Source organism: Methylosinus sp. H3A, assembly GCF_015709455.1.
Classification (GTDB): Bacteria; Pseudomonadota; Alphaproteobacteria; order Rhizobiales; family Beijerinckiaceae; genus Methylosinus.
This window is the reverse complement of the sequence record NZ_JADNQW010000008.1, coordinates 43,522-69,305: the sequence shown is the minus strand read 5'-3', so window position 1 is coordinate 69,305 and position 25,784 is coordinate 43,522. Positions and strand designations below refer to the sequence as shown.

Here is a 25,784-nt window from a genome sequence, read left to right as displayed (position 1 = left end):
CTCGAGAGTTCGCGCGCGAGGCTCTGACTCTCGGGCAGGTTCTCTGGGGCTCGCCGGAGCGACGCGTTTTGATCGGCATTTGGACCGCGCTCATCGTCGTCATCGGTGCGACCGCCTACGGCCAGATCGCACTCAACGCCTGGAATCAGCCTTTCTATGACGCGCTCGCCCGGCGCGACTCGGAAGGATTCGCGCATCAGCTCGGCGTCTTCGCCGTCATCGCCGGCGCATTGCTCGTTCTGAACGTCGCTCAGACATGGCTCAATCAAATGTCGCGCGTCGAATTGCGGAAGAGATTGACGCGCGATCTCTTCTCCCAATGGCTTGCGCCGAAACGCGCCTTCCTGCTCGCCGGCGTCGGCGACATCGGCGTCAATCCCGATCAGCGCGTTCACGAGGACGCTCGCCATCTCAGTGAGCTCACCACCGATCTCGGCGTCGGCCTGTTGCAGGCGGCGCTGCTGCTCGCCTGCTTCATCGGAGTGCTGTGGGGCCTTTCTAAGGGCGTGACGCTCCATTTTTGGGACAGCAGCGTCGTCATCCCGGGCTATATGGTGTGGAGCGCTCTGTTCTATGCGGGCGCCGCCTCGCTCGCGAGCTGGCTCGTCGGCCACCCGCTCGTCGGTCTCAACGCCGAACATTACGCGCGCGAATCCGACATGCGTTTCGCGCTCGTTCACGTCAATGAGCATAGCGAGGGCGTGGCCGTCTATCGGGGCGAAGCGGAGGAAGAACAGAAGCTCGACCTGACCTTCGACCGCCTGCTCGTCGTGCTACGCGAGCTCGTGCGCGCAACCACCAATTTGAGCTGGGTGACGGCGGGATATGGCTGGTTCACGATCGTCGGGCCCATCGTCGTCGCGGCGCCCGCCTTCTTCAGCGGCGATCTCACCCTCGGCGGCCTGCTGATGAGCGCCGGCGCCTTCACCCAGGTCCAGCAGTCGCTGCGCTGGTTCGTCGACAACGCCGGCGCGATCGCGGATTGGCGCGCGACCTTGCATCGCGTCGGCGCCTTCCGTCTCGCTCTCCTCGAAGTGGACAAGATCGGCGAGGCCACGAGCAGAATCGAATTCGGCGAAGCGGCGAGCGAGCGATTGGTTCTCGACGAATTGCAAGTGTCGCTCCCCACGGGAAGCATCCGATTGAGCGAAAGCCATGTGGAGGCCTCGCGCGGCGCGCGCATATTGATCGTCGGCGCGGCGCGCTCGGGCAAGACCTGCCTGTTTCGCGCCATCGCGGGTCTTTGGCCCTGGGGCTCGGGCCGCATCGAGCTTCCCTTGCCCGCTCGGGTCATGTTCATGCCAAAACGTCCCTTCATTCCGGACGGCGACCTGCGTCATATCCTCGCTTATCCCGGGCCGCCGGACGCCTTTCAGGATGAGCAGCTGCTCGCCGCGCTGACGAGTCTCGATCTTGGCTATCTCGGCCCCGATCTTTATCGATCGGCGCGCTGGGACCAGGAGCTCACGCATGAGGAGCAGCTCGGCCTCGCCTTTGCGCGGCTGCTCCTGCACAAGCCCGATTGGGTGGTCGTGGACGAAGCGATCGAGGCGATCTCGCCGGAGAGGCGGGATTTGGTCTTCGAGGCGCTCGCCAATGAGCTCTCGTCGACGTCGCTGCTCGTCATCGGCGGCCCGCGCGCGGAGGCCTCGCATTACAATCGAATCTTGCGGCTCGTCTTCGACCCGAAGGGGCCGCGTCTCGCGCCAATCGGCGCAAAGCCCGAGGCCGCGTGAGAAGCGCCTCGTGAAATTCGAATGCGGGCAGGCTCGGAGGGCGGAGAGTGAATGGCGGCGACAAAGGTCTCCTCGAATGGACGGCGGAACAGTATCGCTTCTGCGCCACGGCGATGTCGCGCGCCGTTTCTGCGACGACTCTCGTGAAGCATCGCTCCGCGCTGGGGCAGACGATCCGTCCTACGCTCGGCTCGATCGTGGCGTCGACAGAGATGGCGTCGTACGATCCCAATCCGGACTATTTCTTTCACTGGCTGCGGGACTCCGCCCTCGTCGCCGACGCGCTGCGGGAAGCCATCGAAGACGGAACGCTCGAACCGTCCGCGATCGAGCATCTCACTGAATTCGTCGCCTTCAGCCTCGATCTCTGTCGTTTGGACGGCCCATCCTTTTTGCAGCGAAGCTTCTATCCAGAAACAGTGGAGCCGTCCTTCCGACAACATCTGCGTTCACGTGAGGAGATCGCCGAGATCACCGGCGACAGAGCGCTCGGCGAAACGCGCTACAACGCCGATGGAAGCATCGACCTTATGAAATGGGCGCGGCCGCAGAGTGACGGACTCGCCTTGCGCGCGCTCACAGTCGTGCGCTGCTTCGCCTTGGACGGCTTTCGCGAGCGGGTGGGCGAAACAGCCTCGGCGTTGCTGCGCTACGATCTCGATTACACGCTGTCGCACTGGCGGGGGCCTTGCTACGATCTCTGGGAGGAAAATCTCGGCTTCCACTATCACACGCGCCTCGTCCAGCAGGCGGCGCTCGCCGCAGCCGCCGAGTTTTTGGCGGCGGAGGGCGACGCGGAGCGCGCGGCCGCCTGCGCTGACGTCGCGTGTGCGCTGCTCGCCGAGCTCGACGCGCATTTCGATCCGCATGACGGGGTCTATCGCGGCCGTCTCCCGGATGCAGCCCCGCCGCCGGATGCGCCGCCGCCGCGGCGCCTGGACATAGCCGTGGTTCTCGGGGCGATCCAGGCGGGCCGGCGCGCAGGGCCGCACAGCGTCGTCGATCCGAGAATGCTAGGGACTCTGGCGGCGCTCGAGCATCTGTTCGAGCAGGACTATCCGATCAATCGGACGCGTCCCGCCGATTGCGCGCCGGCGCTCGGCCGCTACGCCGGCGACAGCTATTTCACAGGCGGCGCCTATTACTTCTCGACACTGGGCGCGACACTGGGCGCGGCGCAATATTCCTTTCTTCTCGCGCAGGCCGCCGCGGAGGGGGAGGCGGTCGTCGTCTCCGAAGAGAGTCGCGGGCCGCTGGCCGAGCTGCTGCAGGCGCCGGCGGAATCGCTTCCCCGGGGCGCGCTCGCGCCGCCGCTTCGAGAACGGCTTGCCGAAGCGGCGCTTCGACGCGGCGATATGTATCTCGCAATGGTGCGGCGACACACGCCGGCGTCGCGCGAGATGGCGGAACAGTTCAGCCGATACGACGGCGCGCCGACATCTTCGCGCAATCTTACCTGGAGCTACGCCTGTTTCATCTCAGCCGTCGCGGCGCGCCGACGCGCCGCTCTCGCGATAGAGGAAGCGCGAGTCGGCTGAGCCGGTTTCGATGGCGCGCCATTCTCTCTTTCGTGCTCAGCCGAGCCTGACATACAGGCGGTTCACGCCATCGTCGATGATCCGACTCAGCACGGATTCGATCGCGATTTCCGCGGCGCCGACGCGGTAAGGATTCTCGCGGCGAAGGAAAGGCAGGTCGACGCCATTTAGATTCGTCCCGATGGGACCGCAGCCGACTTTGTCGACCGCATAGGTCACCTCGAAATCATGACCGAACAGCTCGATCTCGACACGCAAGCCGTTCAGGCTCGGAGGGATCGCCGGATCGAGCACGAGCGCCGATTTTTCCTGCGTCAATCCGAGGAAGCAGCAGATGATCAAACGGACCGCGACGCCCGGCCCGCTGGAATAGATCCTCCAACCACCCTCGGTCGGGATCGTTCCGCGCATGACGCGATCGTAATTGTCGCGCGCCTCATAGCGATCGGCGAAGTCGGCGTCCGAGCTGGTGTAGTAGCAATTCGACTGGCGTAGCGCCGCGGAGGGCGTGAGGTCGCGAATGCCGATGGGGTTTGCGAGGCGAAGGGCGCGAAAGAACCCATCGACGTCGCCGTAACGCCACAAGGCCTCCGCATAGCGCAAATGCGCGTGAGTGTACATCAGCCCGACCTCGCGGCCGAAGAAGGCGGCGGTTTCCGCCCGCTGAAAGCATTTTTGCGCGCCGCCCCGATATTCGATCGGCCGATCGAAAAGCCTGGCGCCATCGGGCGCCAGCAGATGGCGCTCGATGATGGCAAGATGCTCGCGCGCCTGCGCGGGCGTGAAAAGGCCGGCGATAATCGAATGGATCATCGGAATGAGGCTGTAGGAGACGCCCGTCGCCGCATCGCGTGGATGCAGCAGATAATGATCGGCTCCACGGCGATCGGCGCCACGGAATGAGGCCAGTCCGGCGACCACGCCGTCGACGATCAAGAGGCGCTGGAAGTCCTCCCTCACTCGCTCCGCTCGGGCGCGGATATCCGCCGCCCTCGCAGCCGAGCCTTCACGAAGATAAGCGTCGGCGAGCGCGATATAGGTCTGGTAATGCAGCGTCACGGTCCAGGCGCTGCAATAAGTGTCGCGCATGCTCGCGTCGGCGGGCTGCAGCGTGTCGTTCCAGTCGCCGCGGCCATAGGCGGCGAGGCGCGTTCCGTGGATCACGCGCCGGGCGATGAGATCGAGCGCTCGCTCGACATGTTCTTCGATCGGCGTCGGCTCGATCGCATCCTCGCGTTCTGCGTAAAAGGGGATGCGTTCGACGAGGATATCGCGATCGTGGGAGGCAGTCAGATATCTCGCCAACGCCAGCAAGGGCCAGAAAACGACGTCGCCATGGGAGTCGTCGGCGCGATCGCGTCTCTCCCGCGCGAACACGCCGAAGAATTGCGGCCAGTCGCCGTCGGGATTCTGCTGCGCGAACACGCGCCGCAGAATGTCGCGCAGCGCGTCGAAGCGGCCGAGAGCGAGAAGCATTTCGACCGGCCCCTGCGTGACGTCGCGGACGCCCCAGCTGCCGCCGGAAAATTGTTCGAGCCCCCTCGGCGCGAGATAATGGACGAGCGCGTTCTGCGCGAACCAGGGCAGAATCTCGCCGATCCGCGCTGCGTCCTGCGCCAGAGGGGCGTTCGGGGGCGCGTGTATTCGCATGCCCGAGGACATATCGCGCCAATAGCGATCGGCCGGCGCGCCCGTCGGCGGCTGCGGCCGCAGCAGACGGCCGAGGATGCGAAAGCCGATCGATCGCGCGGGCGAAACGATCAGGCAGAGGAAGGGCTGGCGCCGCGAAACGCCGTCCGGGAAGAGAGCTTCGTCCCCCGCGATGCTTTCGATGTTCGCGCCGGGTAGTGGATCGATGCGGAAGCCGCCGCCGGGAAAGCGCCTCCCGATTTCGCTGTCTGGAGCCGCTCGAACGAACACACCCTCGCCGTCGCGAACATAGCGCGTCGGCGCCTCGTCGGCGCCGTCGTCGTCATCGAGGGCGATGTGGTTCGACAGAAGGCAACGCATCGGCGAACCCGAGAGAAACTCGACAGACAGTCTCAGCTCCTGGCTTTCCGTCAGCGCCCGGCTCTCGACCCGTATCAATCCGGCCTCGTGCTTATAGAACCAGCGACAGGCGTCTGGGGTCATCTCGAAAGCCGAGGGCTCGTCGAGTAGGCGCCAGCCGCTTCCGCCGTCCACGAACAGTCGCTGGCCATGCGAGCGGAACAGACCGAGGTAGCTCCGGCTCCCGGAAAGGAACCGATCGACGCCGACATGGCCTTGCGTCAGCTGCGAATGAAATACGCCGGACATCCAGACCGTCGAGGTCAGCGCGGCCTCCTCGGGAAGCGAGCCACCGCCGGTGCGCAGGATCTGGCCATGAGGCCGCAGCGTTCGCAGCTCCTTCGCTTTCAGCGCCACATGGCTTCGTTCGCCGCAGAAGAAGGAGAGAAGCCGCCCGTTCTCCCGCTCCCCATGCCGGAGATCTTCGCCGAAGAGTTGCGAGATTTCTCCTTCGGTCAACTCCAGCGCGTCGAGGAGAGGCGCGGAGCAGAACAAGCTCGACGGATTCGGGACCGCGCCCCCCTTCCCGCAGGCAAACCACGCGGAGCGCGCTTCGGGCAGCGCCGAGGCTCGATCAACGAAAGCCGTGTCTGCAGCCGACGTCGGCGCCGAATGGTCTGGCTCGAACCAACCGAAAAAGCCGCGCTCGATTCGCTCTCCCGGCGCGAGTTGGAACGGCGCATCCTGTATGGCGGCCAGCGAATGCTCGTGCTGGAGGCGCTTGCCCGGGAGGCCTCGCGTCATCGCCTCCGGGGAGCCGCCCGCCCGCGTGGACAGACCATTGACCTGCAAGGCGTCGGTGGCGAAGCCGATCCCTCGCCCGAGCGAGCCGATGATGCACCATGGATGGCGCCCGTCGACGGTCTGGTTCTGGCGGGAGGCGACGACGACGCCGCGCTCCGGGTGAGACAGTGGCGCGTGATCGACATATTGGCTGACGTAATATTCGTTGGATCGCGCCGCTTCATAATCGGCCAGGCCCAGGTCCTGCGCATAGATCATATCCAGCCGCTGGGCTTTGTCGCCGCGATTTTCGAGCGCCAGACGCCAGAACCATGCGGCGGCGGATCGGGCGAGAACGAGCGTCAGGGAAAAGCGAATGTCTCGCCACGCGCCCTCGACGGTCATGCCTCGATCGTCGAACTGCGCGGCCGCGCCGCTGCGTGGTCCGAGCAAGCCGATCGCATCCCGCCCATCGTCGAGGCCGCGCAGGTAGATATTGGCGGGTCCGCCCTCGACCTCATTGCCGAGGAACAGGTTGAGCAGAACCCCATGGCGCCGCAAGCGCCGGATCGAACCATTGGCGTTCGCTTCCACGATCAGATCCGACTCACTCTTCAGCAGGCGAGGACTTGTCGGAGGTGGGTTTGCTTCCATGCCGGCGTGACCCTCGTCTCGGCGGCGCATGTTGCGTCCGCTTGGAACAGAATATGCGTCCTCGGCCGCCCGTTCCAAGCGCCATACCCCAGCGCAGTCGGCGCGCGAAGGCGAGGCTGTCGAAGGCGAGGCTTGCCTCCGGCGCAGCGTCGGGAGTTAATCGGCGGCGGGACGCGCATGACGTCCGTCGGAAGCGATAGATGAACGTCCCGCCGAAAGCCGCGTGGAAGGCGACGGCCAGCTGCGGCGATCCGCGACATGCGATCGACGATCGCTATTCCACCGCATGGTCGGCCGAACCGTCGGCAAGGCCGTGGCTCGAGATCGATCTCGGCGAGGCGGCCGTGCTCGGCGGGCTGGAAATCTACTGGGGGCGGCGCGCGTCGAGCGAATATTGGTTCGAGGGCTCGCCGGACGGAAAGCGATGGATGCGCGTCTGCGGCTCCGGGCACGGCGAAGGCGGCCAGGAGATTTTCGCCTTTCCGCCGACGCTGGCTCGTTTCTTGCGCTGGAGCGCCGAGAATCCGGAGCGCCGGCCGGGTCCAGACATCGTCGAAATCAATCTCTACGGCCCGGCCGACGCCGCGACGACGCTGGAAGCGGAGCGGATCGCCGCGCTCGGCCATGCGCCGGTCCGCCTGCGCGCGGGCGAAAGCATAACCGTCGACTTCCGTTTCGTCAGATCCGTGGTCGGCGCGCTCGTCGAGTGGGGAGAGAGCTATGGACTGGATTTCTCGGCCTATCTCTCCGATGATGGCGAAAATTTCCGCGAGCTCGGCCGCATCACGGCCGGCGGAGGGGGAAATGGCAGCTTCTGGTGGCCGCGCGCGAGCAGTCGGTTTCTTCGCCTGACGCTGCACGAAGCGAGCGGGCCCGAAGGCGCCGTCGTCGACGAGCTCAAGCTCCGCATCCTCGACAGCGATCGCATGCCCATCGGCCAGCTAGAGCGGGCGGCGCGCGCCGGGCGCGGCGAGCTCTACCCGCAATCGCTGCTCGGCCGTCAAGTCTATTGGACCGTGCTGGGAGAATTCGATCGAGAAGGAGAAGCGCTTTTCGACGAATATGGCGACCTCGAACCCCGCCGCGGGTCGCCGCAGATCACCCCGCTGCTGCGATCAGGCGACCAGCTGCATGGGGCGCCGGCGAGCGCGCGCATCCGCCATTCCCTCGTCGGCGGCTCACTGCCGATCCCGAGCGTCATTTGGTCCATAGATGGACTGGAAATTCGCGCGACGGCGCTCGCTCACGCCGGGCAGGCGCTGGTGCAGTATCGGATCGTCAACACATCTCGCGCGCCTCGAAAAGGAGCGCTCGTGCTGGCGGTGCGGCCCGCGCAGATCAATCCCTATTGGCAGCACGGCGGTCATGCGCCGATCGACGCCATCGCCGTCGTGGGACGCGAGGCGCGGATCGACGATCAAATCTATGCCGCGTTTTCGCGTGAACCGGACGCGGTGACGGTTGCCGACTTCGACGATGGAGACGTGGTGAGACTGATCGAGAGCGGCGCGAGCGGGACGGATCGCAGCCTTCGCTCGGACTCGGGGCTGCTCAGCGCCGCAGTCGAATTCGCATTTTTGCTGCCGCCCGGGGCGAGCGACGCCATCGTCGTCGCCGCGCCGCTGCGGGCCGGCGTCGCGCCCGACGCGGACGAGCAATTCTCCGCCCTGCGCAAGAAGGTCGCGCGCCGCTGGCGGAACAAGATCGGCCCTCGGCGGATATCGGTCGGCGACCCGGACGTCACCGAGACGGTCGAGGCGCAGATCTCCCTGATCCTCGTGAATGCGACGCGATCCGCCTTCAAGCCCGGCCCCAGAAATTACGATCGCATATGGATACGCGACGGCTCCGCTCAGGCGCTCGCCTTGCTGTGGGCGGGGCTGACCGAAGAGGCCGAGGCGTTCGTGCTGTGGTATTCGCAGCGCATCTATGAGAACGGAATGGTCCCGCCCATTCTCGACGAGGATGGGGCAATAAATCGGGGCTATGGTAGCGATATCGAATTCGACGCGCAGGGAGAGTTCGTCTGCATCGCCGCGGAGGCCTATCGGATCACCAAAGACCGCGCGTTCCTGACGGCGGTCCTCGAGCCCGTGGTCCGAGCGACGCGCTTCATAGAGGAGCTTTGCGCCCGAACCAACGCGCAGCATGGCCCTACGTCCCGTTTCCACGGTCTCTTGCCGCCGTCCCTAAGCCATGAGGGCTATGGTGAGCCGAGCTATAGCTATTGGGACGACTTCTTCGCATTGAGCGCCTTTCGGGACTGCGCCTTTCTCGCCGACGCGGCAGGCGAGAAGGAGATAGCGGCGCAGGCGCGAACGTGGGGCCGAAAGTTCGCCGCGGATCTTTCTCGCTCGATCCGAATGACGTCCGAACTCATGGGCAACGGGTCGATCGCGGGCTCCGCCGATCGTGAGGATGTCGATCCCACCTCGACCTCGATCGCCTTCGAGCCGTGCCGCGTAGCGGATGTTCTTCCACCCGAGTTGCTTGCAGCAACCTACGACCTCTGCGCTACGCAAACAAAATCACTCGGCGCCCCGGACTTCGAGGGCAACTTCACGCCCTATATCGTGCGCAATCTGAATGCCTTCGTGTCGCTGGGCCGGTTCGAGGACGCATTGGGTCTGCTCGATCTGCTTCTCGATCGCCGGCGGCCCGAGAAATGGCGGCACTGGGCCGAAGTGGTCTGGATGCCTCCTCGCGCGCCGCAATATATCGGCGACATGCCGCACACTTGGGTCGGGGCGGAGTTCGTCACTGCGATCCGAAGAATGCTGCTGCGCGAAAACGGCGATGCCTTGGAGCTGTTCCGCGGCGCACCAGACCATTGGTGGGACGGCGACGGGATCACTCTGCGGGATCTGCCGACGGCCTTCGGCGTCGTCGATCTGCGAGCTCGCCGGACGAAATCGAAGGCGACGATCGAACTGGCCTCGTCAGGTCCGTCGCCGAAGCATGTCACGATACGCTTTCCTGCGGCCAAGCGCGCGTTTGCGGACGGAAAATCCTGCGTCATCGCCGGCGATGTGATCTCCTCGGCGAATTTCCGTCGACTGGTCATCGACTATTGAGCCGTGCGCCGGTTCTTCCTCACTTCCTGTTGCGCACTTGATCGACCCGGGGAGAGACCATAAAGGCGCGCCGCTCGGAGGAGGCGACGCGCGTCGTGGGCGTCGAGGATTGGGCCCGGCGCAAGGGTTCCACTTACGGGACCATCGTGGTGGACCTGGAGCGGCGGGAAGTGCTCGATCTATTTCCAGAACGCGCCGCAGGCATGACTGCCGACTGGCTCAAGCGGCATCCCGGCGTTGAGATTGTCAGCCGCGATCGCTGCGGGTCGATCGCCCAAGGGGCGCAGGAAGGCGCGCCGCAGGCGCGACAAATCGTCGACCGATTTCATATCGCGCAGAATCTGTGCGAGGCCATTCAGGCCCAACTCGGCCACGCGGTCGGGTCGTGCCCCCTCTGGTGGTGTAGCAGTTCGGGAGCAAGCCACTCGCGACGAGATGATGAGCCTGCGAGCGCTTCTGGAAAAGTCCCCCGACGCCGATTTCCTTCGCGAGATGATCGGCTTCGCCGCCGAGCGGCTGTGGCAAAGCCACATGTCCTGATCTGTGAGGGCGAAGCCGAATGGCGGAGCTACTCGACCACGATCTACACCGAGAGTGAAACAGAGCCATATATTGGTCGATAATGCTTCACGCACGCCCTCGCCTCGGATTGCCGAATCGGCGGGAGCCGGAAGCGCCGAGCGTGCATTTTTCGCGGCGACCCGTGTCGTTCGCTTCAAGGGACAGAGTCGATGGCCCGATTATCTCTCGCTGCGCTGGCGAGCATCGTCTTCCTCGCGAGCGCTTCGGCCGAGACTTTGAAGGATACGCTCCCGCATATTTCCGTGACGGGAGAGGCGTCGGAGGATGAGTTTCCCGATAAGGCGACCCTCTTCCTGGATGTCGTGACAGAAAGGCCGACCGCGGTCGAAGCCGTGAGCGAGAACGCGCAGAAGACGCAAGCCTTGCTGGACGATCTTGTCCGCCAGGGGGTACAAACCGAGAATATTCGCGCCGCAGGCTCGACGCTCGTCTCCGTCACGTCGGACGACTCCGCCGTGCGTGGCGCGCATGGACGGCGCGTCTCCAGGGGCTTCCGAGCGCGAAACGAGTTGAGCGTTCTCGTGAATTCTCTCGATAAGGCCGGGGCGCTCATCCTGCGCGCCATCGACGCCGGCTCCAATGAAGTTCGGGGCGTGGAATTCGTCGTCAGCGACGAGAGGGCGCGTCTCGAACGGCTGCGGATCGTGGCGCTCAAAAATGCGGAACAGCGCGCGCGAAGCTATGTCGAGGCCTTGGGCTCGAAGCTGGGGCGCATCATTGAAATCGATCACGAAGAGATGGCGCCCTCCGACGAAATCAAACGTGAGTCGACGCCTGCGGCCACCGCGTCGGCGAATGGAGCGATCAACCTGCCTCTGCGGCCCGCCGCGCGACGGCTCACGGCAAAAGTCTCGGTGACATGGGCGCTTTCGCGTTAGCGTGCTCTGTCTGCGTGTATGATCTCAAGCTCCGAGCTCGAGCTCGGCCTGAAAGTCGAAACGAATGCGCGAAACACCTTTTTCTCCCGAAACCGCGGCGCGGCATGGAACGGTCTCCGCGGTTCGGGGAGCGGTGATAGACGTGCGTTTCGAAGAGGGCGAGCTGCCGGAGATCGAGGAAGCGCTGATCGTCGAGAAGAACGGCGGCGGAGAAATCTACGTAGAGGTGCAGGCGCATCTCGACCGCAACAGCATACGGGCCATCGCTCTGCAATCGACCGTCGGATTGTCGCGTGGACGCAGGGTCAGGGCGACCGGCGGCCCGATCGCGATCGCTGTCGGCGATGCGACTCTCGGACGGTTGATCGATGTGACGGGCGGCGTGGGCGACAATGGGCCGCCCCTGCCCGCAGACGCGCCACGCCGGCCGATCCATCGCGCACCGCCGCCGCTCGCCGAGCGGCCGCGAGGCGCCGAGATTTTCGCGACGGGGATCAAGATCATCGATCTGCTGACCCCCATCGCGCAAGGCGGCAAGGCCGCGATGTTCGGTGGGGCGGGCGTCGGCAAGACCGTGCTCGTGATGGAGCTCATTCACGCAATGGTCTCGGGCTATCGGGGCGTGTCGGTGTTCGCCGGCGTCGGCGAGCGCTCGCGCGAAGGTCATGAGCTGCTGCTCGACATGGGCCGCTCGGGCGTCCTCGACCGCACCGTGCTGGTCTACGGCCAGATGAACGAGCCTCCCGGAGCCCGCTGGCGCGTGCCGCTCACCGCTTTGACGATCGCGGAATATTTCCGCGACGAGAAGCGCCAGAACGTGTTGCTGCTGATGGATAATGTCTTCCGTTTCGTCCAGGCCGGGGCGGAGGTTTCGGGCCTGCTCGGGCGATTGCCCTCGCGCGTCGGCTATCAACCGACGCTCGCGAGCGAAGTGGCGGCGCTGCACGAGCGGATCGCCTCGGTCGGCGGCGTCGGAGTGACGGCGATCGAGGCGGTCTATGTCCCTGCGGACGATTTCACCGACCCGGCGGTGACGACGATTGCGACGCATATCGACAGCATGATCGTATTGTCGCGGCAGATGGCGGCGGAGGGCATGTATCCGGCGATCGATCCGATCGCCTCGTCCTCCGTTCTGCTCGACCCGCTGGTCGTCGGCGAGGAGCATGCCAATGTCGCGGAGGACGTCCGCCGCGTCATCGAACATTACCTCGAATTGCAGGATGTGATCGCTCTGCTCGGCGTCGAGGAGCTCGGGGCCGAGGACCGCAGGCTCGTCGCGCGCGCGCGCCGACTGCAGCGCTTCCTTACGCAACCTTTTGCCGTGACCGAGGCCTTCACCGGCGCGCCGGGGCGATCGGTCCCGCTCGCCGACACGCTCGCGGGCTGCCGAGCGATTCTCTCCGGCGCCTGCGACGAATGGCGTGAAAGCTCCTTCTATATGGTCGGAGCGCTCGGAGAGGCGGAGCTGAAGGAGAAGGCCGCGGCTCTCCAGGACGCCGAGACGAGGGGAGGACGGGCATGAGCAGAGCATTGCGGCTCACCATCACGACGCCGAACGTCGTCCTCCTCGATGAAACCGGCGTGCGCTCCGTTCGAGTCGAGGACAAGAGCGGCGGATTCGGGCTCCTGCCCGGACACGCCGATCTGCTGACAGTGCTGCCGCCGTCGGTCGTACGCTGGCGAGCCTCCGACGGGACCGAGCGCTATTGCGCGATCCGAGGCGGCGTGATGACCGTCCGAAAAGGCGAGAGCGTGTCGATCGCATGCCGACAAGGCGTAATGGGCGGCGATTTGCGAAAGCTGGAAGCCGAGGTCGAGTCGGCGCGGGCGGCGGAGAAGGACGCGTCGGCGCGCGCTCGCGTCGAGGAGACGCGGCTGCACGCCAGCGCCGTGCGTCAGCTCGTCCGCTATCTGCATCCTTCGAGCGTTTCGGAATTATTCGGCGACGGAAAGGACGCGCCATGAGCGAGCCCGGCCACGAGCGAGAGCGCGACCCTATGGCGGAAGCTTCGCGCCTGGCCGCCGAGCGCCGCGAGCTGTTGCGCGAGCAGGCCGAGCCCTCGCTCGGACGACGGCTGGGGCAGATCGGCGCGCTCGGCTGGACCATTGTCCTTCCGGCGCTCGCCGGACTGTTCCTCGGCCGCTGGCTCGACAGGACCTACGCCACGGGCGTGTTCTTCTCGGCTCCCCTCGTCATGATCGGGGCCGGCGCCGGCCTGTGGCTCGCCTGGAAATGGATGTCGCGTCAATGACCCCTCCCGCCGCCTCACTCGTGTTCCAACTCGCGCTCGGCGCGGGGGCGGGCCTCGCCGCGGGCTTCGCCTATTTCATCGCCTTGCGCTGGAACGTCGATCTCTTCGAGCGGGGCGCGACGCCCAAGGCCTTACTCCTGCTCATGGCGCGCTTCGGCGCCCTCGCCCTGGCGTTGACGGCGCTCGCGAAAATCGGAGCCATCGCCCTGCTCTCCGGCGCTCTGGGATTGCTCGTCGCGAGGCGCGCCGTTCTGCGTCGATTGGGAGGCCTTCGATGAAATCCTCGCCGCTCGCGCTAGAGCCCGGCTTTCAGCTCGGACCAGCGCCGATCAGCAAGCCCGTCGTCGTCACATGGTTTCTGATGGCTGCGCTCACGCTCGCGAGCCTCGTCGTGACGCGGCGGCTCTCACTGCGGCCGGGGACCGCGCAATCCGCGCTCGAGCTCTTCGTCGAGACGCTCGACGGACAGATAAGGGATACTTTGGGCGCGGATCCGGCGCCCTACCGAGCGCTGCTGGGAACGATCTTCCTGTTCGTGCTCGGCGCCAATTGGTCGTCGCTCATTCCCGGCGTCGAGCCGCCCACCGCGCGGCTGGAGACGGACGCCGCGCTCGCGCTCATCGTCTTTTGCGCGACCATCTATCACGGCCTGCGCACGCGCGGCCCGCTCGGCTATCTCGCGACTTTCGCCGAGCCGAGCTTCGTCATGATCCCGCTCAACCTCATCGAGCAGATCACGCGGACCTTCTCGCTGATCGTTCGCCTGTTCGGGAACATAATGAGCGGCGTGTTCGTCATCGGCATCGTCCTCTCACTCGCCGGTCTGCTCGTGCCGATACCGCTGATGGCGCTCGATTTGCTGACCGGCGCGGTCCAGGCCTACATTTTCGCGACGCTCGCCATGGTGTTCATCGGCGCGGCGGTCGAGGAGCGCGACTCTCGAGCGCGCGAAGGTCGATAGCGGAGGAAGCCGCGAAATGGACGATATTCAATATATCAGCGTGATCGCCGCCGCCGTGGCCGTGTCTTTCGGCGCGATCGGCCCGGCGATCGCGGAAGGCATGGCGGTCGCCGCGGCCATGGACGCGATCGCACGCCAACCGGAGGCCGCTGGCGTCCTGTCGCGCACATTGTTCGTCGGCCTCGCGATGATCGAGACCATGGCGATCTATTGTCTCGTGATCGCGCTGCTGCTTCTCTTCGCCAATCCTTTCGTCAAATAAGGCGCGCGCACGCATGCAGATCGACTGGTGGACGCTCGGTTTGCAGACGGTCAATGCGCTCGTGCTGATCTGGCTGCTCTCCCGTTTTCTCTTCCGTCCGATCGCGTCGATCCTCGCCGATCGCAAGGCCGAGGCGCAGCGCCTTCTCGACGAAGCCGCCGCCGCCGAAGCCGCGGCTCGAACATTGGAAGAGAAAGCGCGGGCCGCCGTCGAGGAGATCGCGTCGAAGCGCGCGGAGACGATCCGCGCCGCCACGGAGGAGGCGAAGGCGGCGAGCCGGGAGCTGCTCGACTCCGCCGAGGCCGACGCCGATCGCATGCGGGCCGACATGCGCGCCGAGATCGAGCGCCTCGAAAAATCGGAGCGCCGCGCCGAAGCCGAGCGCGCCAGCCTCCTTTCCGTCGACATCGCCCGGCGTCTGCTCGACAGGCTGCCGCAGGAGTCGCGCGTCGCAGGCTTCGTCGAGGGTCTCGCCGAGGCGATCGCCGCTCTGCCGGAGCCGGAGCGCGTGGATTTCCGTCTGCGCGGCGACGCGACGCTGACCGCGCCGCGCCCGTTGACCGCCGAGGAAGACTCCCTTTGCAGGAGCGCGTTCGAGCGCGCTCTCGGGCGCCCGTTGCAATTCACCCTTCGCGTCGATCCGACATTGCTCGCCGGCCTCGAATTGGAGAACAATCACACGAGCATCCGCAACAGCCTGCGCGCCGATCTCGAGCGCATTTCCGCAACCTTGCTGACGGAGCGGGAAAATGCCGGATGACTCGTCGGCCTCCGGCGAATGGCTCGCGCGCGGCCGCGCGGCGCTCGCGGAGATCGATCTCGGGCCGAAAGTCGAGACAGTCGGTCGGGTCGAGAGCTTCGCCGACGGAATCGCCTTCGTCTCCGGTCTGCCTCAGGTCCAGCTCAATGAGCTGCTGCGTTTCGAGAGCGGCCAGCTGGGCTTTGCGCTCGCGCTCGAAGCGGACCGTATCGGCGTCGTGCTTCTCGATTCGGGCGAATCGATCGAGGCCGGCGCGCGCGTCTTCGGCACGGGCGAGGTTGCGCGCGCGCCGGTCGGCGATGGGCTACTCGGCCGCGTCGTCGATCCGCTGGGGCGCCCTCTCGACGGCGGCGAGCCGATCTCCGCCGCCGCGTTTCATCCCGTCGAGCGCGAGGCCCCGAGCATCATCGCGCGCGATCTCGTGACCGAGCCGGTCGAGACCGGCATATTGGTCGTCGACTCGATGTTCGCTCTGGGGCGCGGCCAACGCGAGCTCATCATCGGCGATCGCGCCACCGGCAAGACCTCGATCGCCATCGACGCCATCATCAACCAGCGTCATTCGGACCTCGTCTGCGTCTATGTCGCCGTCGGGCAACGGATGACCGCGGTGGAGCGCGCGATCGAAGCGGTGAGGAGGCGAGGCGCCGCGGAGCGCTCGATCTTCGTCGTCGCCTCGGCCGCCGCGCCTCCCGGCCTGCAATGGATCGCGCCCTTCGCGGGCGTCACCATGGCGGAGTTCTTCCGTGATCGCGGCGGTCACGCGCTCGTCGTCATCGACGATTTGAGCAAGCACGCGGTCACCCATCGCGAGCTCGCTCTGCTGACGCATGAGCCGCCGGGACGCGAGGCCTATCCCGGCGACATATTCTATGTCCATGCGCGGCTGCTGGAGCGCGCCGCCAAATTGTCGAAGGAGCTCGGCGGCGGCTCACTGACCGCGCTCCCGATCGCCGAGACCGATTCCGGCAATCTCTCGGCCTATATTCCGACCAATCTCATCTCCATCACCGACGGCCAGATCGTGCTCGATCGCCGCTTGTTCGCCGCCGGCCGCCGGCCGGCCGTCGACGTCGGTCTATCGGTCAGCCGCGTCGGCGGCCGCGCGCAGCCGGAGGCGCTGCGAGACGTCTCGGGAAGGTTGCGGTTGCAATACTCGCAGTTTCTCGAGCTCGAAATGTTCACGCGCTTCGGCGGCATGTCGAACGCGCGGATCGAGCGCGACATGATCCGCGGCGAACGCATTCGCGCGCTGCTGACGCAGCCTCGTTTCACGCCTCTGCGCCTCGCCGATCAGGTCGCTCTGCTCGCCGCCTTGGACGCGGGGATTCTCGACTCCCTGCCCGTCGCGGCCATTCCGCTGCTGACGGCGAGACTTCCTGCGCATCTCGATTCCGTCGCTGCCCAAAGCGTCGCCGCGCTCGCGCATGGCGCGCCGCTCGATGCGGCGAAACGCGCGGATCTGGCGGCGAAAGTGCGAGACCTCGCGACAGAGCTCGGGGCGCCGGCGTCATGACGGAGCGCTCGAGCGACATAAACGCGCATATCGTCGCGACCCGTCAGCTCGAAAGCGTTGTCACGGCGATGCGCGGCGTGGCCGCGGTTCGAGCGCGCGAGGCCCAATCGCGTCTCGATGGCGTGCGCGCTTATGCGGCGGCCCTTGGCGAAGCGATCGGCGCAGCGCTCGCTCTGATGGCGGAAACGCCACATCTGCGCAATGCGGGCAATCATCGGCCCGTTTCCGGCCACATCATCCTGGCCTTTTGCTCGGGACGCGGGTTCGTCGGCGCGTTCAACGAGCGCATTCTCACGGCGGCGACGCGGCTCGCCGCGGGCGCTGGCAAAGAGCGCGCGAGCGTTCTCATCGTCGGAGAGCGTGGCGGGACCCTCGCCCACGAAAGAGGCTTGCCAATCGACTGGACGCTGCCGATGGCCTCGCGCGTCGACGACGCGCCGTCGCTCGCCGAACGGATCGCCGACGCGCTGTATCGGAGACTCGGCGAACATAGCGCGGATCGCGTGACGCTCATTCACGGAACGCCGAGCGCCGCCAGCGTCGAAATCATCGAGCGATCACTGATTCCTCTCGATCTCGCCCGCTTTCCAACGGCGCCGCGTCTCGTCCCGCCGCTCGTCACCCTAGCGCCCGAAGCGCTCATCGAGAGCCTGGCGCAAGAATATGTCTTCGCCGAATTATGCGAGGCGGTGGTGCTGTCCTTCGCCGCAGAAAACGAAGCGCGAATGCGCGCGATGATCGAAGCCCGCAACAATGTGCAAAAGACTCTCGAAGAGCTGGAGGCGTGGCATCGCCAAAAGCGGCAGGAGGAAATCACCGAAGAGATCGTCGAGCTCGTAAGGCCAACTTCCGAGGGAGCCCGCGCCAACTTCTTGCGGCGCGGGCCTAGGCTCAGGACCTATTAATTTGGAGTGAGGCGTGATTCAAGGTCTCCGAAATGGAGGCTTTGATGGGTGATTTGTTTTTGCTGAGCGAAGCGGAGATGGCGCGAATTTCCCCTCACTTTCCCTTGGCGCACGGCGTGCCGCGGGTGGACGACCGCCGCGTGGTCAGCGGGATCGTCTACGTCATCAAGAATGGCCTGCAATGGAAGGACGCCCCGAAGGAGTATGGGCCGCCCAAGACGCTCTACAATCGCTTCATCCGTTGGAGCCGGCTCGGCGTCTTCGATCGTATCTTCGCCGCGCTCGCGGGAGAAGGGCCGAAGCCGGAGCGGATCATGATCGACTCCACTCATCTGAAAGCGCATCGGACGGCGGCGAGCCTCCTAAAAAAGGGGCTCTTTCCCGCTGTATCGGCCGCACGAAAGGCGGGCTGAACTCCAAGCTCCACGTCGTTTGCGACGGCGCCGGCAAGCCGCTTGTCATGATGTTGACCGAAGGGCAGATGAGCGATCACAAAGGCGCGAGGCCGATGCTCGACGCGCTGCCGCCGTCCTCGGCCCTGATCGCAGATCGCGGCTACGACAGCGACTGGTTTCGGCGAGCGCTCGCGGAACGCGGGACCGAGCCCTGCATTCCGCCGACAAAGAGCCGTAAGAAGCCTCTCGATTACGACAAGGCGCTCTACCGGCAACGTCATAAGATCGAGAACCTCTTCGCCAAGCTCAAAGACTGGCGGCGCATCGCCACCCGTTACGATCGATGCGCGCACGCCTTCTTCTCCGCCATATGCATCGCCGCCGCTGTCGCCTTCTATCTCAATCAATGAGTCCTGAGCCTATGGCCTGTTGGGATTCAAGATTCCCATTTTTAGCTTGGCGTGATTCAAGCTTTGGATGAATCGCTTCGTATTGACGGACGCCCAATGGGCGAAGATTGAGCCGCGTTGCCTCGGCAAGGCCAGTGATCCCGGCCGCAGCGGCAGGGACAACCGCCTCTTCGTGGAGGCAGTGTTGTGGATCGCGCGCACAGGAAGTCCCTGGCGCGATCTGCCAGCGCTTTTCGGCAACTGGAGCACTGCATACACGCGTTTTCGCGACTGGGTGAAGGCGGATGTCTGGCAGCGAATGTTCGACGCTGTCTCTGATGAGCCCGACATGGAATATGTCATGGTCGATGCGACGATCGTGAAGGTCCATCGCCACGGTCAGGGCGCAAAAGGGGGACTTCGAGCCAGGCCATAGGCAAATCCCGAGGCGGCGTGACCACGAAAATTCTGGCGCTCACCGATGCGCTCGGCAATCTCGTGCGCTTTCGTCTGATGCCGGGGCAGCGTTTCGACGCCGTCGATGTGCCGCCGTTGATCGAAGGATTGTCTTTCGCGGCGCTGATCGCCGACAAGGCCTTCGACAGCAACGCCATCATCGCAGATCTCGACGAGCGCGGCGCCAAGGTCGTGATTTCACAACATCCGCGCCGCAGCCAGCCGCATAAATGGCGGCATCTGATCGGAAAATTTCTTCGGGAAGCTCAAAGAGTTCAAGCGCATCGCGATGCGAGCCGACAAGACAGATCAGAGCTTCTCCGCATGATCTATCTCGCCGCCGCCGTGATAAGCTCACGGCGAATCCCAACAGGCCCTAATCGATACTGGTGGGATTTTTCAGGGGCACGTCAGCGACCGTGTGACGTTTGAAGATGGGCAAGGGCGTACGGCCGACGGCACGCTGACCCGCTACAATCGCAAATCTGTGACCGTCATTGGAGCTGGTGGACGGCACTGGAATGTCGCGCCGGGCTTCTTGCGGAAAGCAGATCAAGCTGCCACGGCGAAGACGCTCCCAAACGATAACATCAGGAGAGGGCGTAAGCATATCCATGCACCAACACCGCGCGATGATCGCATTTGGGCTGAAAAAGCCCCTTGTCCATAACGGATACTCTAGTTTGCCAAAGTAGCTAGTCGGGCGACGGCACCAGCTGTATCTTGAGTTCTTTGAGTACCCCCTGGAAACCTTGCTCCGAGAAGAGGCGCACCTCAACCATCTCGCTTTCATCTGCCAGGAAAAAAGTCAGCGTCGCCGAGTCGTCTTTCAGTGATGCGGACGTTAATTTCTGCCGCGCAATTTGCCGCTGGCCGCTATCCACGGCGACATCCATAAGCGCTTCGCCAGCCAGGCCGGGCGCAAAAACAAGAGTCGCGGCATAATTTCCAGCGGGAAGGTGGATGTAGGGGCCAAAGAGACAGAGGCCAGACTCCTGCGGATTGAATGCGACGCCATCGTTTCTTTTGATGCCGACCGCCGTCTTTAACCGGGGATCGGTTGCGCGGAACTCAAATTTAAACTCTTTGCGACGCGTGGCCTTCCAAACGCAATTCCAAGCCATGTCTCGCGAAGCAAAACGCTCGCCCAGCCATCCCTTCCGGGTCAGCGCTTCGCGAAAATAATCGTCGCGAAAACCAAGCTCCATCCAGCCCATGCGTCGCACCGCCCACATCGACTCCCCGTCGAGCCGCAATCCCCAGGGCATGGGAAAATCTGACGAAATCGGCTCCGATCCAAAGTAAATCGCGCCACCGGGTGCTACGACGCGGTCGAGCGCCGTCAGTAGCCGATTGTGGTCAGCGCAGTGATGGAAACACTCGAAAAATAGAACCGCGTCGAACTGACGATTCAGGCGTTCAGACAAATAGAAATCGTCATTAATGACTTCGATATCAAGGTCATAAAGCGCAGCGCGTCGTTTGATGAGTTCGCAGAACGAGACCTCTATATCCACAGCAGTGACTTTATGGCCAAGCCTCGCGAGCGCGAGCGTGGTATTTCCCCACCCTGGGCCAAACTCCAATATGCGTGAAGGATGGCCGAGAGACAAACTGCGCAGCAGGAACCCCATCGCCTGATAGTGTTCGCCCGCGCGTAGATGGCTATTCGTCTGATAAGGGTAGGGAAACCTGACGGCACCAGCTACATCAAATTTTGTTACTTCGTTCTGACGATCGTAGGCTTTTCCTGAAATTCTCTGATAGAAATCCATCTGATAGCGAAGATATTCAACGGAAAACGGGTCTGATGGTAAATCGGTTGGCGGTGCTAAGTGATAAGAATTGAAGACGTCCCTCAGCGCGTTGTCCGAAATGGCCGCCGCCCGCTCACACTCGGCGAGCATTTCATCGATTTCCTTGGTAGTTGACAGGCGCTTCATAATAACCTCGAAGGATGCCAGGGGCTGGCTCCGATTGTCTTTTTTGGGCGTGATCTACAACGAAGCTGCTACCTACTGGCACGACGAAAACGACAGCCTCCAAGATCCCCGATACCTCTATAAGTGCTCGCGTACGGCTTGAAAAGCAGGTATCCGACATCGCATTTAGAAATGTTCGCCCGTGAGATCCGCCTCTGTCGCGCGGAAGGCGGAATGCGCGCCGCACGCCGCGGCGCAGCAGCACCGCCCGCAGATAGGCCGCAGCGAGATGCGGGCTGATAGGTTGCGGTGCAAATTGAGGGAATGGGCACGCGATCAGGTTCGGCATTTTGCCGGGGATCAGGCGGCGAGCACCGCGCTCCAAATTTCGGGGGCAGTTCGTCCGGCGGTTCTAAAAGAGCCGGCCTCGGAAATTCGGACAGTGTCTTGAGTGGATTTTCTGCCTGACAGCGGCGAGGATTCTCGCTGCGAATCAGGAGCATTCGATGACGAAGAAGAGCCGCCGGACGCATTCCCCGGCGTTTAAAGCGAAAGTGGCTTTGGCCGCGATCAAGGGCGAGAAGACGCTCAGCGAACTCGCGCAGCAGTTCGACATTCATCCGAACCAGATCACGACTTGGAAGGGCCAGCTTCTCGAAGGTGCGGCGGGCGTTTTCGGTCAGGAAAAACCGGAAGCGAAGGAAGCGGCGGTCGATTTGAAGGCGCTTCACGCCAAGATCGGCGAACTGACGCTGACCAATGATTTTTTGTCCGGCGCGCTCACCAAAGCGGGATTGCTGAGCGTAAAACGATGATCGACCGCAGCCACGAACTCCCCATCGCCCGTCAGGCGCGAGCGCTCGGCGTCGCGCGCAGCTCGGTCTACCACAAGCCGCAGCCCGTCTCGGCCGAGGATTTGAAGCTCATGCGGCGGATCGACGAATTGCATCTCGAACATCCCTTTGCGGGGGCGCGGATGCTGCGCGATCTTTTGCGGCGCGAGGGCGTCGTCGTCGGTCGCCGCCATGTGGCGACGCTGATGAAGCGGATGGGCATTGCCGCGATCTATCGGCGTCCCAACACGAGCAAGCCCGCGCCGGGGCACAAGATCTACCCTTATCTCCTGCGCGGCGTGAAGATCGAGCGGCCCGATCATGTCTGGGCGACGGACATCTCCTATATCCCGATGCGGCGCGGCTTCGTCTATCTCGCGGCGGTCGTCGACGTGGCGAACCGGCACGTGCTGGCGCATCGCGTATCGATCACGATGGAGGCGGAGTTTTGCGTCGAGGCGTTGAAAGAGGTGCGGGCAAAGCATGGCAGACCCGAAATCTTCAACACGGACCAGGGCAGCCAGTTCACCGGCCATGACTTTACGAGCGTGCTGCTCGATGCGAAAATCGCCATCGGCATGGACGGCAAGGGCGCCTGGCGCGACAATGTGTTCGTCGAGAGGCTGTGGCGCAGCGTCAAATATGAAGAGGTCTATCTGCGCGCCTATGACAGCGTGTCCGAGGCGCGCGCGTCGATCGCCGAATATCTGGCCTTTTACAATGAGCGGCGCCCGCATTCGAGCCTCGACGCCCGCACGCCAGACGAGGCTTATTTTGGTCGTGGAGAGACCGTGATGGCGGCATGATCGTCGCCACGATTTTGTCGCGCCTCTGGTCGGGCTACGCCCTCCCGACGCCGCGACAAAATCGCGAAAGCCCCGCGTTCGGCAAACCCCGGCAGGATTCCACCTTATTTTCGTGGGGCGCTGTCCAAATAGGCGAGGCCGGCTCTCTGCGAGCTTCGCCGCGCCGTTGCGAGGTCCTCCGGTGAGACCTCGCTCGGCGCATGCGTATAGCGTCGGCGAGGCGTCCGACGGACGAATTCCGACGGCGCCGTGTCGGATCGACATTGGATTTTCTCACTCCATCATATAACCTATCCCTAATTAGGAACCAATTTAGAGGCGAGCATGACCCGCACTGCAGCCGATCTCACGCCGCGCGAAGTCGCCGAACTCGCCGGTGTACCCAAACGGGCCATCGAAAAGGCGATCGAGGAAAAAGTACTGCCGGTTCATACCGGCAAAATTCCCGCCCTGCGCTCCGGCAAGGCGATGGGCACGCGCCGCTTCCTCGGCGTGGAGAGCGTCGCCTACGCCACGCTGGTCCGTCGACTGACCGGTGACGTCACGCTGACGATCGCAGGCAAGCGCAAATTGATAAAGGCTCTCAAAAGCCACGAGCTATCGCGTCTGAAGACCGCGCACGTCGAAATCGCGCCTTCTGTAACGGCCGATATCGGGGAACTCGCCGGTGAGGCGCTCGAGCGCACCGATCGGTATCTGAGAGCGCGCGAGACTTGGATCGACAGCGTCCCTGGCATCAAAGGAGGACTGCCTGTTATTAAAGGCACGCGCCTCACGGTGCATTCCATCGAGGCTCGCCTCGAGCACGGCGACAGCATGGACGACATCGTCGCCGAAAATCCGGATCTGCCACGCGAAGCCCTCGAAGCGGCGCTCCTGTTCGCCAGATCGCATCCGCTCTCCGGCCGCCCCCAAAACGTCTCGCGACGGCCGGCGGCCTGATCGAATGCGATTGTTCATCGACGAGTGTCTGTCGCCGAGTTTCGCCATCGAGCTCGCCCATCTCGGCCATGATGCAATTCACCCGCTTCATGTCGGCCGACGCGGTCAGCTCGACCACACGGTAAAAGATCTCTGCATCGCCGAGGATCGTGTCATCGTCACCGAAAACATCGGCGATTTTCGCGGCCTACTCGGCCGTGAACCGATCCATCCGGGATTGATCGCCCTGCCCCAGACCAGTCGCGCGCGCGGATGGGCTCTGATCGAAGCGGCCCTCGTTTTCCTCGAAACGCGCGGCGGCGATCCGATGGACGCGATGATCAATCACTGTCTCGATTTCGACGCCGACGGTCGACCCGCGCTCCGCGCCCTATTCGCCTCGGGATGACCGTCGGTGTCAGCTGAGTGGAATTGGCGTAGGCGCCACGCACATCCGCCAAGCTATCGAAGGGCTTTCCAAGCGAAAGGCTCGGTGCGCGCGTTTTCGGTTTGGAGCTTCTCGGGCTCTTAGGGCCCGAACTAGCACTCAGAGGCTCGCGAAATCGCGGATAATGCACGTCTTCAACTGTTCCATGACGGCACCCTCTCCTGCTCCGGTCCCGTTGCTTCCGCATGCGCTACGTGGCCGGCACGCGCCGCAAGCGCCTCGTCGTCAGCGTGGGTGTGGCGCGCCGACAATTCGCTGCTCCAGCGAACGCATGATATGCCCACATTCTCTTTTTGACAGCCGTGCAAGATCTCAGAAAATTTCGTAAAAACAACTAAATAGTGCAGGCAGTGAGCCAAGGCTCGTCGCTGGGGCGGTCCACGACGTTAACCAGTCATTAACCAAAAACTCGTTGCGGAGCAGAGAGAATCAGGATTAATTCCCGCTTGTAGGCGGGTTTGGCGTGGAAAAGCGTTATTTCGGGAATTGACGCCGATGAATGTGACGACAGCTATCGACGAGACGGGCGGTTTCAGCTTCTACGAGACTATTCTTCAACAGGGAGAATTGATCTCGGATAAGCTGAACATGCTCCGGCTAGAGCATTATCCGCCCGACGCCGTTAAGAGCCTTCGCTCCTTTTCCTTGGCGGAGGCCGCATATTTTCTGGGCGTGACGTCATCTAACATTAAGAAGCTCCATCTCGAAGGTAAGGGTCCTACTCCCGCCACCTCGGCGTCCGGACGTAGGAGCTACACGGCTGAGCAAATGTTAGAGTTGCGGCAGTATCTCGATCGTCACGGGCGAGCCGATTACAAAAAATATGTGCCGCATCGACGTGGGGGGGAAGAGCTCCAGGTCATCGCCGTCGTCAATTTCAAAGGCGGCAGCGGAAAGACCACGACGGCGGCTCATCTGGCCCAGCACCTCGCTCTCACCGGCCATCGCGTGCTCGCAATTGACCTCGATCCACAGGCCTCCCTTTCCGCGCTTCACGGTATTCAGCCCGAGCTCGATCGGAATCCGTCACTCTATGAGGCCCTACGTTACGATGGCTTGAAGAAGCCGATTTCCGAGGTCGTTCGGCGCACCAATTTCCCCGGGCTCGACATCGTTCCTGCGAATTTGGAACTGCAGGAATACGAATATGAAACGCCTCTCGCCGCTTCCGACAAATCCTCGGCCGAGGGCCGGATGTTCTTCACCCGGATCACCGACGCACTGAAGGAGGTCGATCACGATTATGACGTCGTGGTGATCGATTGCCCCCCGCAGCTCGGCTATCTCACCTTGACCGCATTGGCAGCTTCCACCGCCGTTCTCATTACCATCCATCCTCAGATGCTGGACGTCATGTCGATGAGCCAATTTTTGCTGATGCTGGGCGGCGTCCTTCAGTCGATCAGCGGAGCCGGAGCCGATGTCCGCCTAAAATGGTTTCGGTATCTTGTCACACGCTACGAGCCGACCGATGGCCCGCAGGCGCAAATGGTTGGTTTCATGCAATCGCTGTTTCCAAAGCAGATGCTCAAAAGCCCGATGGTGAAATCGACCGCTATTTCGGACGCGGGGATCACCAATCAGACGTTGTACGAGGTCGAGCGCGCCCAATTCACGCGCGCAACATATGACCGCGCATTGGAGGCGTTGAATGCAGTCAATGAGGAGATCACGGCGCTCATCCATCAAGCGTGGGGGCGGAGATGATCTTCCTTTTGACA

Annotated in this window: 20 protein-coding genes and 2 pseudogenes; 20 read left to right on the top strand and 2 right to left on the bottom strand. The window is 63.7% G+C overall.

All coding sequences use genetic code 11. The features are described from left to right. Positions 1-68: 68 nt before the first annotated feature. Together IY145_RS24840 and IY145_RS24835 are read left to right on the top strand one after the other, a co-directional pair. Entirely contained in the window at positions 69-1,736 is a 1,668-nt protein-coding gene (locus IY145_RS24840) for an ABC transporter ATP-binding protein/permease (RefSeq protein ID WP_246722443.1), read from the top strand. Between the two features lie 47 nt (positions 1,737-1,783). Continuing rightward, positions 1,784-3,274 (top strand): glycoside hydrolase family 15 protein, encoded by a 1,491-nt coding sequence (locus IY145_RS24835; RefSeq protein WP_196410933.1) that lies wholly within the window; start codon positions 1,784-1,786, stop codon positions 3,272-3,274. Positions 3,275-3,310: 36 nt separating this feature from the next. Here IY145_RS24835 and IY145_RS24830 read toward each other — a convergent pair whose 3' ends face one another. Next, the gene (locus tag IY145_RS24830; RefSeq protein ID WP_210332903.1) at positions 3,311-6,640 is read right to left on the bottom strand and encodes a hypothetical protein; all 3,330 of its coding nucleotides are present in this window, start codon (positions 6,638-6,640) and stop codon (positions 3,311-3,313) included. 260 nt (positions 6,641-6,900) lie between these two features. On the opposite strand from IY145_RS24830, the gene IY145_RS24825 reads away from it, so the two are divergent. The 14 genes and pseudogenes from IY145_RS24825 to IY145_RS24760 all read left to right on the top strand — a co-directional run. After that, a complete protein-coding gene (locus tag IY145_RS24825; protein ID WP_196410931.1) occupies positions 6,901-9,774 on the top strand; it encodes a discoidin domain-containing protein in 2,874 nt (957 codons plus the stop codon). 95 nt (positions 9,775-9,869) lie between these two features. Then, positions 9,870-10,073: pseudogene (locus IY145_RS26065) on the top strand (ISL3 family transposase); the annotation flags it as partial. A gap of 432 nt (positions 10,074-10,505) precedes the next feature. After that, complete coding sequence (locus tag IY145_RS24815) at positions 10,506-11,234, top strand: SIMPL domain-containing protein (RefSeq protein WP_196410930.1); 729 nt, start codon at positions 10,506-10,508, stop codon at positions 11,232-11,234. Positions 11,235-11,298: 64 nt separating this feature from the next. Then, entirely contained in the window at positions 11,299-12,759 is a 1,461-nt protein-coding gene (gene atpD / locus IY145_RS24810) for a F0F1 ATP synthase subunit beta (RefSeq protein ID WP_196410929.1), read from the top strand. Then, positions 12,756-13,202 (top strand): F0F1 ATP synthase subunit epsilon, encoded by a 447-nt coding sequence (locus IY145_RS24805; RefSeq protein WP_196410928.1) that lies wholly within the window; start codon positions 12,756-12,758, stop codon positions 13,200-13,202. Before atpD ends, IY145_RS24805 begins: the two co-directional genes overlap by 4 nt. Beyond that, positions 13,199-13,489 carry an AtpZ/AtpI family protein gene (locus tag IY145_RS24800; protein WP_196410927.1) on the top strand — a complete coding sequence of 97 codons (291 nt, stop codon included), beginning with the start codon at positions 13,199-13,201 and terminating at the stop codon, positions 13,487-13,489. Before IY145_RS24805 ends, IY145_RS24800 begins: the two co-directional genes overlap by 4 nt. Then, positions 13,486-13,767, top strand: coding sequence for an ATP synthase subunit I (locus IY145_RS24795; RefSeq protein ID WP_196410926.1), 282 nt, complete (start codon positions 13,486-13,488; stop codon positions 13,765-13,767). Before IY145_RS24800 ends, IY145_RS24795 begins: the two co-directional genes overlap by 4 nt. Further along, positions 13,764-14,450, top strand: coding sequence for a F0F1 ATP synthase subunit A (locus IY145_RS24790; protein ID WP_196410925.1), 687 nt, complete (start codon positions 13,764-13,766; stop codon positions 14,448-14,450). Before IY145_RS24795 ends, IY145_RS24790 begins: the two co-directional genes overlap by 4 nt. Before the next feature lie 16 nt (positions 14,451-14,466). Further along, positions 14,467-14,712, top strand: a complete 246-nt coding sequence (locus IY145_RS24785) for a F0F1 ATP synthase subunit C (RefSeq protein ID WP_196410924.1) — start codon at positions 14,467-14,469, stop codon at positions 14,710-14,712. Between the two features lie 13 nt (positions 14,713-14,725). Next, the gene (locus tag IY145_RS24780) at positions 14,726-15,472 is read left to right on the top strand and encodes a F0F1 ATP synthase subunit delta (protein WP_196410923.1); all 747 of its coding nucleotides are present in this window, start codon (positions 14,726-14,728) and stop codon (positions 15,470-15,472) included. Next, complete coding sequence (locus IY145_RS24775) at positions 15,462-16,988, top strand: F0F1 ATP synthase subunit alpha (RefSeq protein WP_196410922.1); 1,527 nt, start codon at positions 15,462-15,464, stop codon at positions 16,986-16,988. Before IY145_RS24780 ends, IY145_RS24775 begins: the two co-directional genes overlap by 11 nt. Further along, a complete protein-coding gene (locus tag IY145_RS24770) occupies positions 16,985-17,893 on the top strand; it encodes a F0F1 ATP synthase subunit gamma (RefSeq protein ID WP_196410921.1) in 909 nt (302 codons plus the stop codon). The genes IY145_RS24775 and IY145_RS24770 overlap by 4 nt, the downstream gene beginning before the upstream one ends. Before the next feature lie 44 nt (positions 17,894-17,937). Next, positions 17,938-18,698, top strand: a protein-coding gene (locus IY145_RS24765) for an IS5 family transposase (protein ID WP_196406395.1) whose coding sequence is annotated in 2 segments (ribosomal slippage) — positions 17,938-18,271 and positions 18,271-18,698 — 762 coding nt in all. Because the reading frame shifts where the segments join, the coding sequence is not laid out codon by codon here. Between the two features lie 67 nt (positions 18,699-18,765). Continuing rightward, positions 18,766-19,493 (top strand): annotated as a pseudogene (locus IY145_RS24760) (IS5 family transposase); the annotation flags it as partial. 335 nt (positions 19,494-19,828) lie between these two features. Here the strand turns inward: IY145_RS24760 and IY145_RS24755 are convergent. Continuing rightward, positions 19,829-21,076, bottom strand: coding sequence for a bifunctional 2-polyprenyl-6-hydroxyphenol methylase/3-demethylubiquinol 3-O-methyltransferase UbiG (locus IY145_RS24755; protein ID WP_196410920.1), 1,248 nt, complete (start codon positions 21,074-21,076; stop codon positions 19,829-19,831). Between the two features lie 485 nt (positions 21,077-21,561). Between IY145_RS24755 and IY145_RS24750 the strand changes: the two genes are divergently transcribed. The 4 genes from IY145_RS24750 to repA all read left to right on the top strand — a co-directional run bounded on the left by IY145_RS24750 (position 21,562) and on the right by repA (position 25,770). Next, a protein-coding gene (locus IY145_RS24750) for an IS3 family transposase (protein WP_196410919.1) occupies positions 21,562-22,694 on the top strand; the annotation gives its coding sequence in 2 pieces (ribosomal slippage) (positions 21,562-21,817 and positions 21,817-22,694; 1,134 coding nt in all). Positions 22,695-23,018: 324 nt separating this feature from the next. Then, positions 23,019-23,636: a DUF433 domain-containing protein gene (locus IY145_RS24745; RefSeq protein WP_196410918.1), complete on the top strand. Its 618-nt coding sequence runs from the start codon at positions 23,019-23,021 to the stop codon at positions 23,634-23,636. Between the two features lie 4 nt (positions 23,637-23,640). Further along, the gene (locus IY145_RS24740; RefSeq protein ID WP_196410917.1) at positions 23,641-24,024 is read left to right on the top strand and encodes a DUF5615 family PIN-like protein; all 384 of its coding nucleotides are present in this window, start codon (positions 23,641-23,643) and stop codon (positions 24,022-24,024) included. A gap of 534 nt (positions 24,025-24,558) precedes the next feature. After that, on the top strand, positions 24,559-25,770 hold the full coding sequence (gene repA / locus IY145_RS24735; protein WP_196410916.1) for a plasmid partitioning protein RepA: 1,212 nt from the start codon (positions 24,559-24,561) through the stop codon (positions 25,768-25,770). Positions 25,771-25,784: the final 14 nt, after the last annotated feature.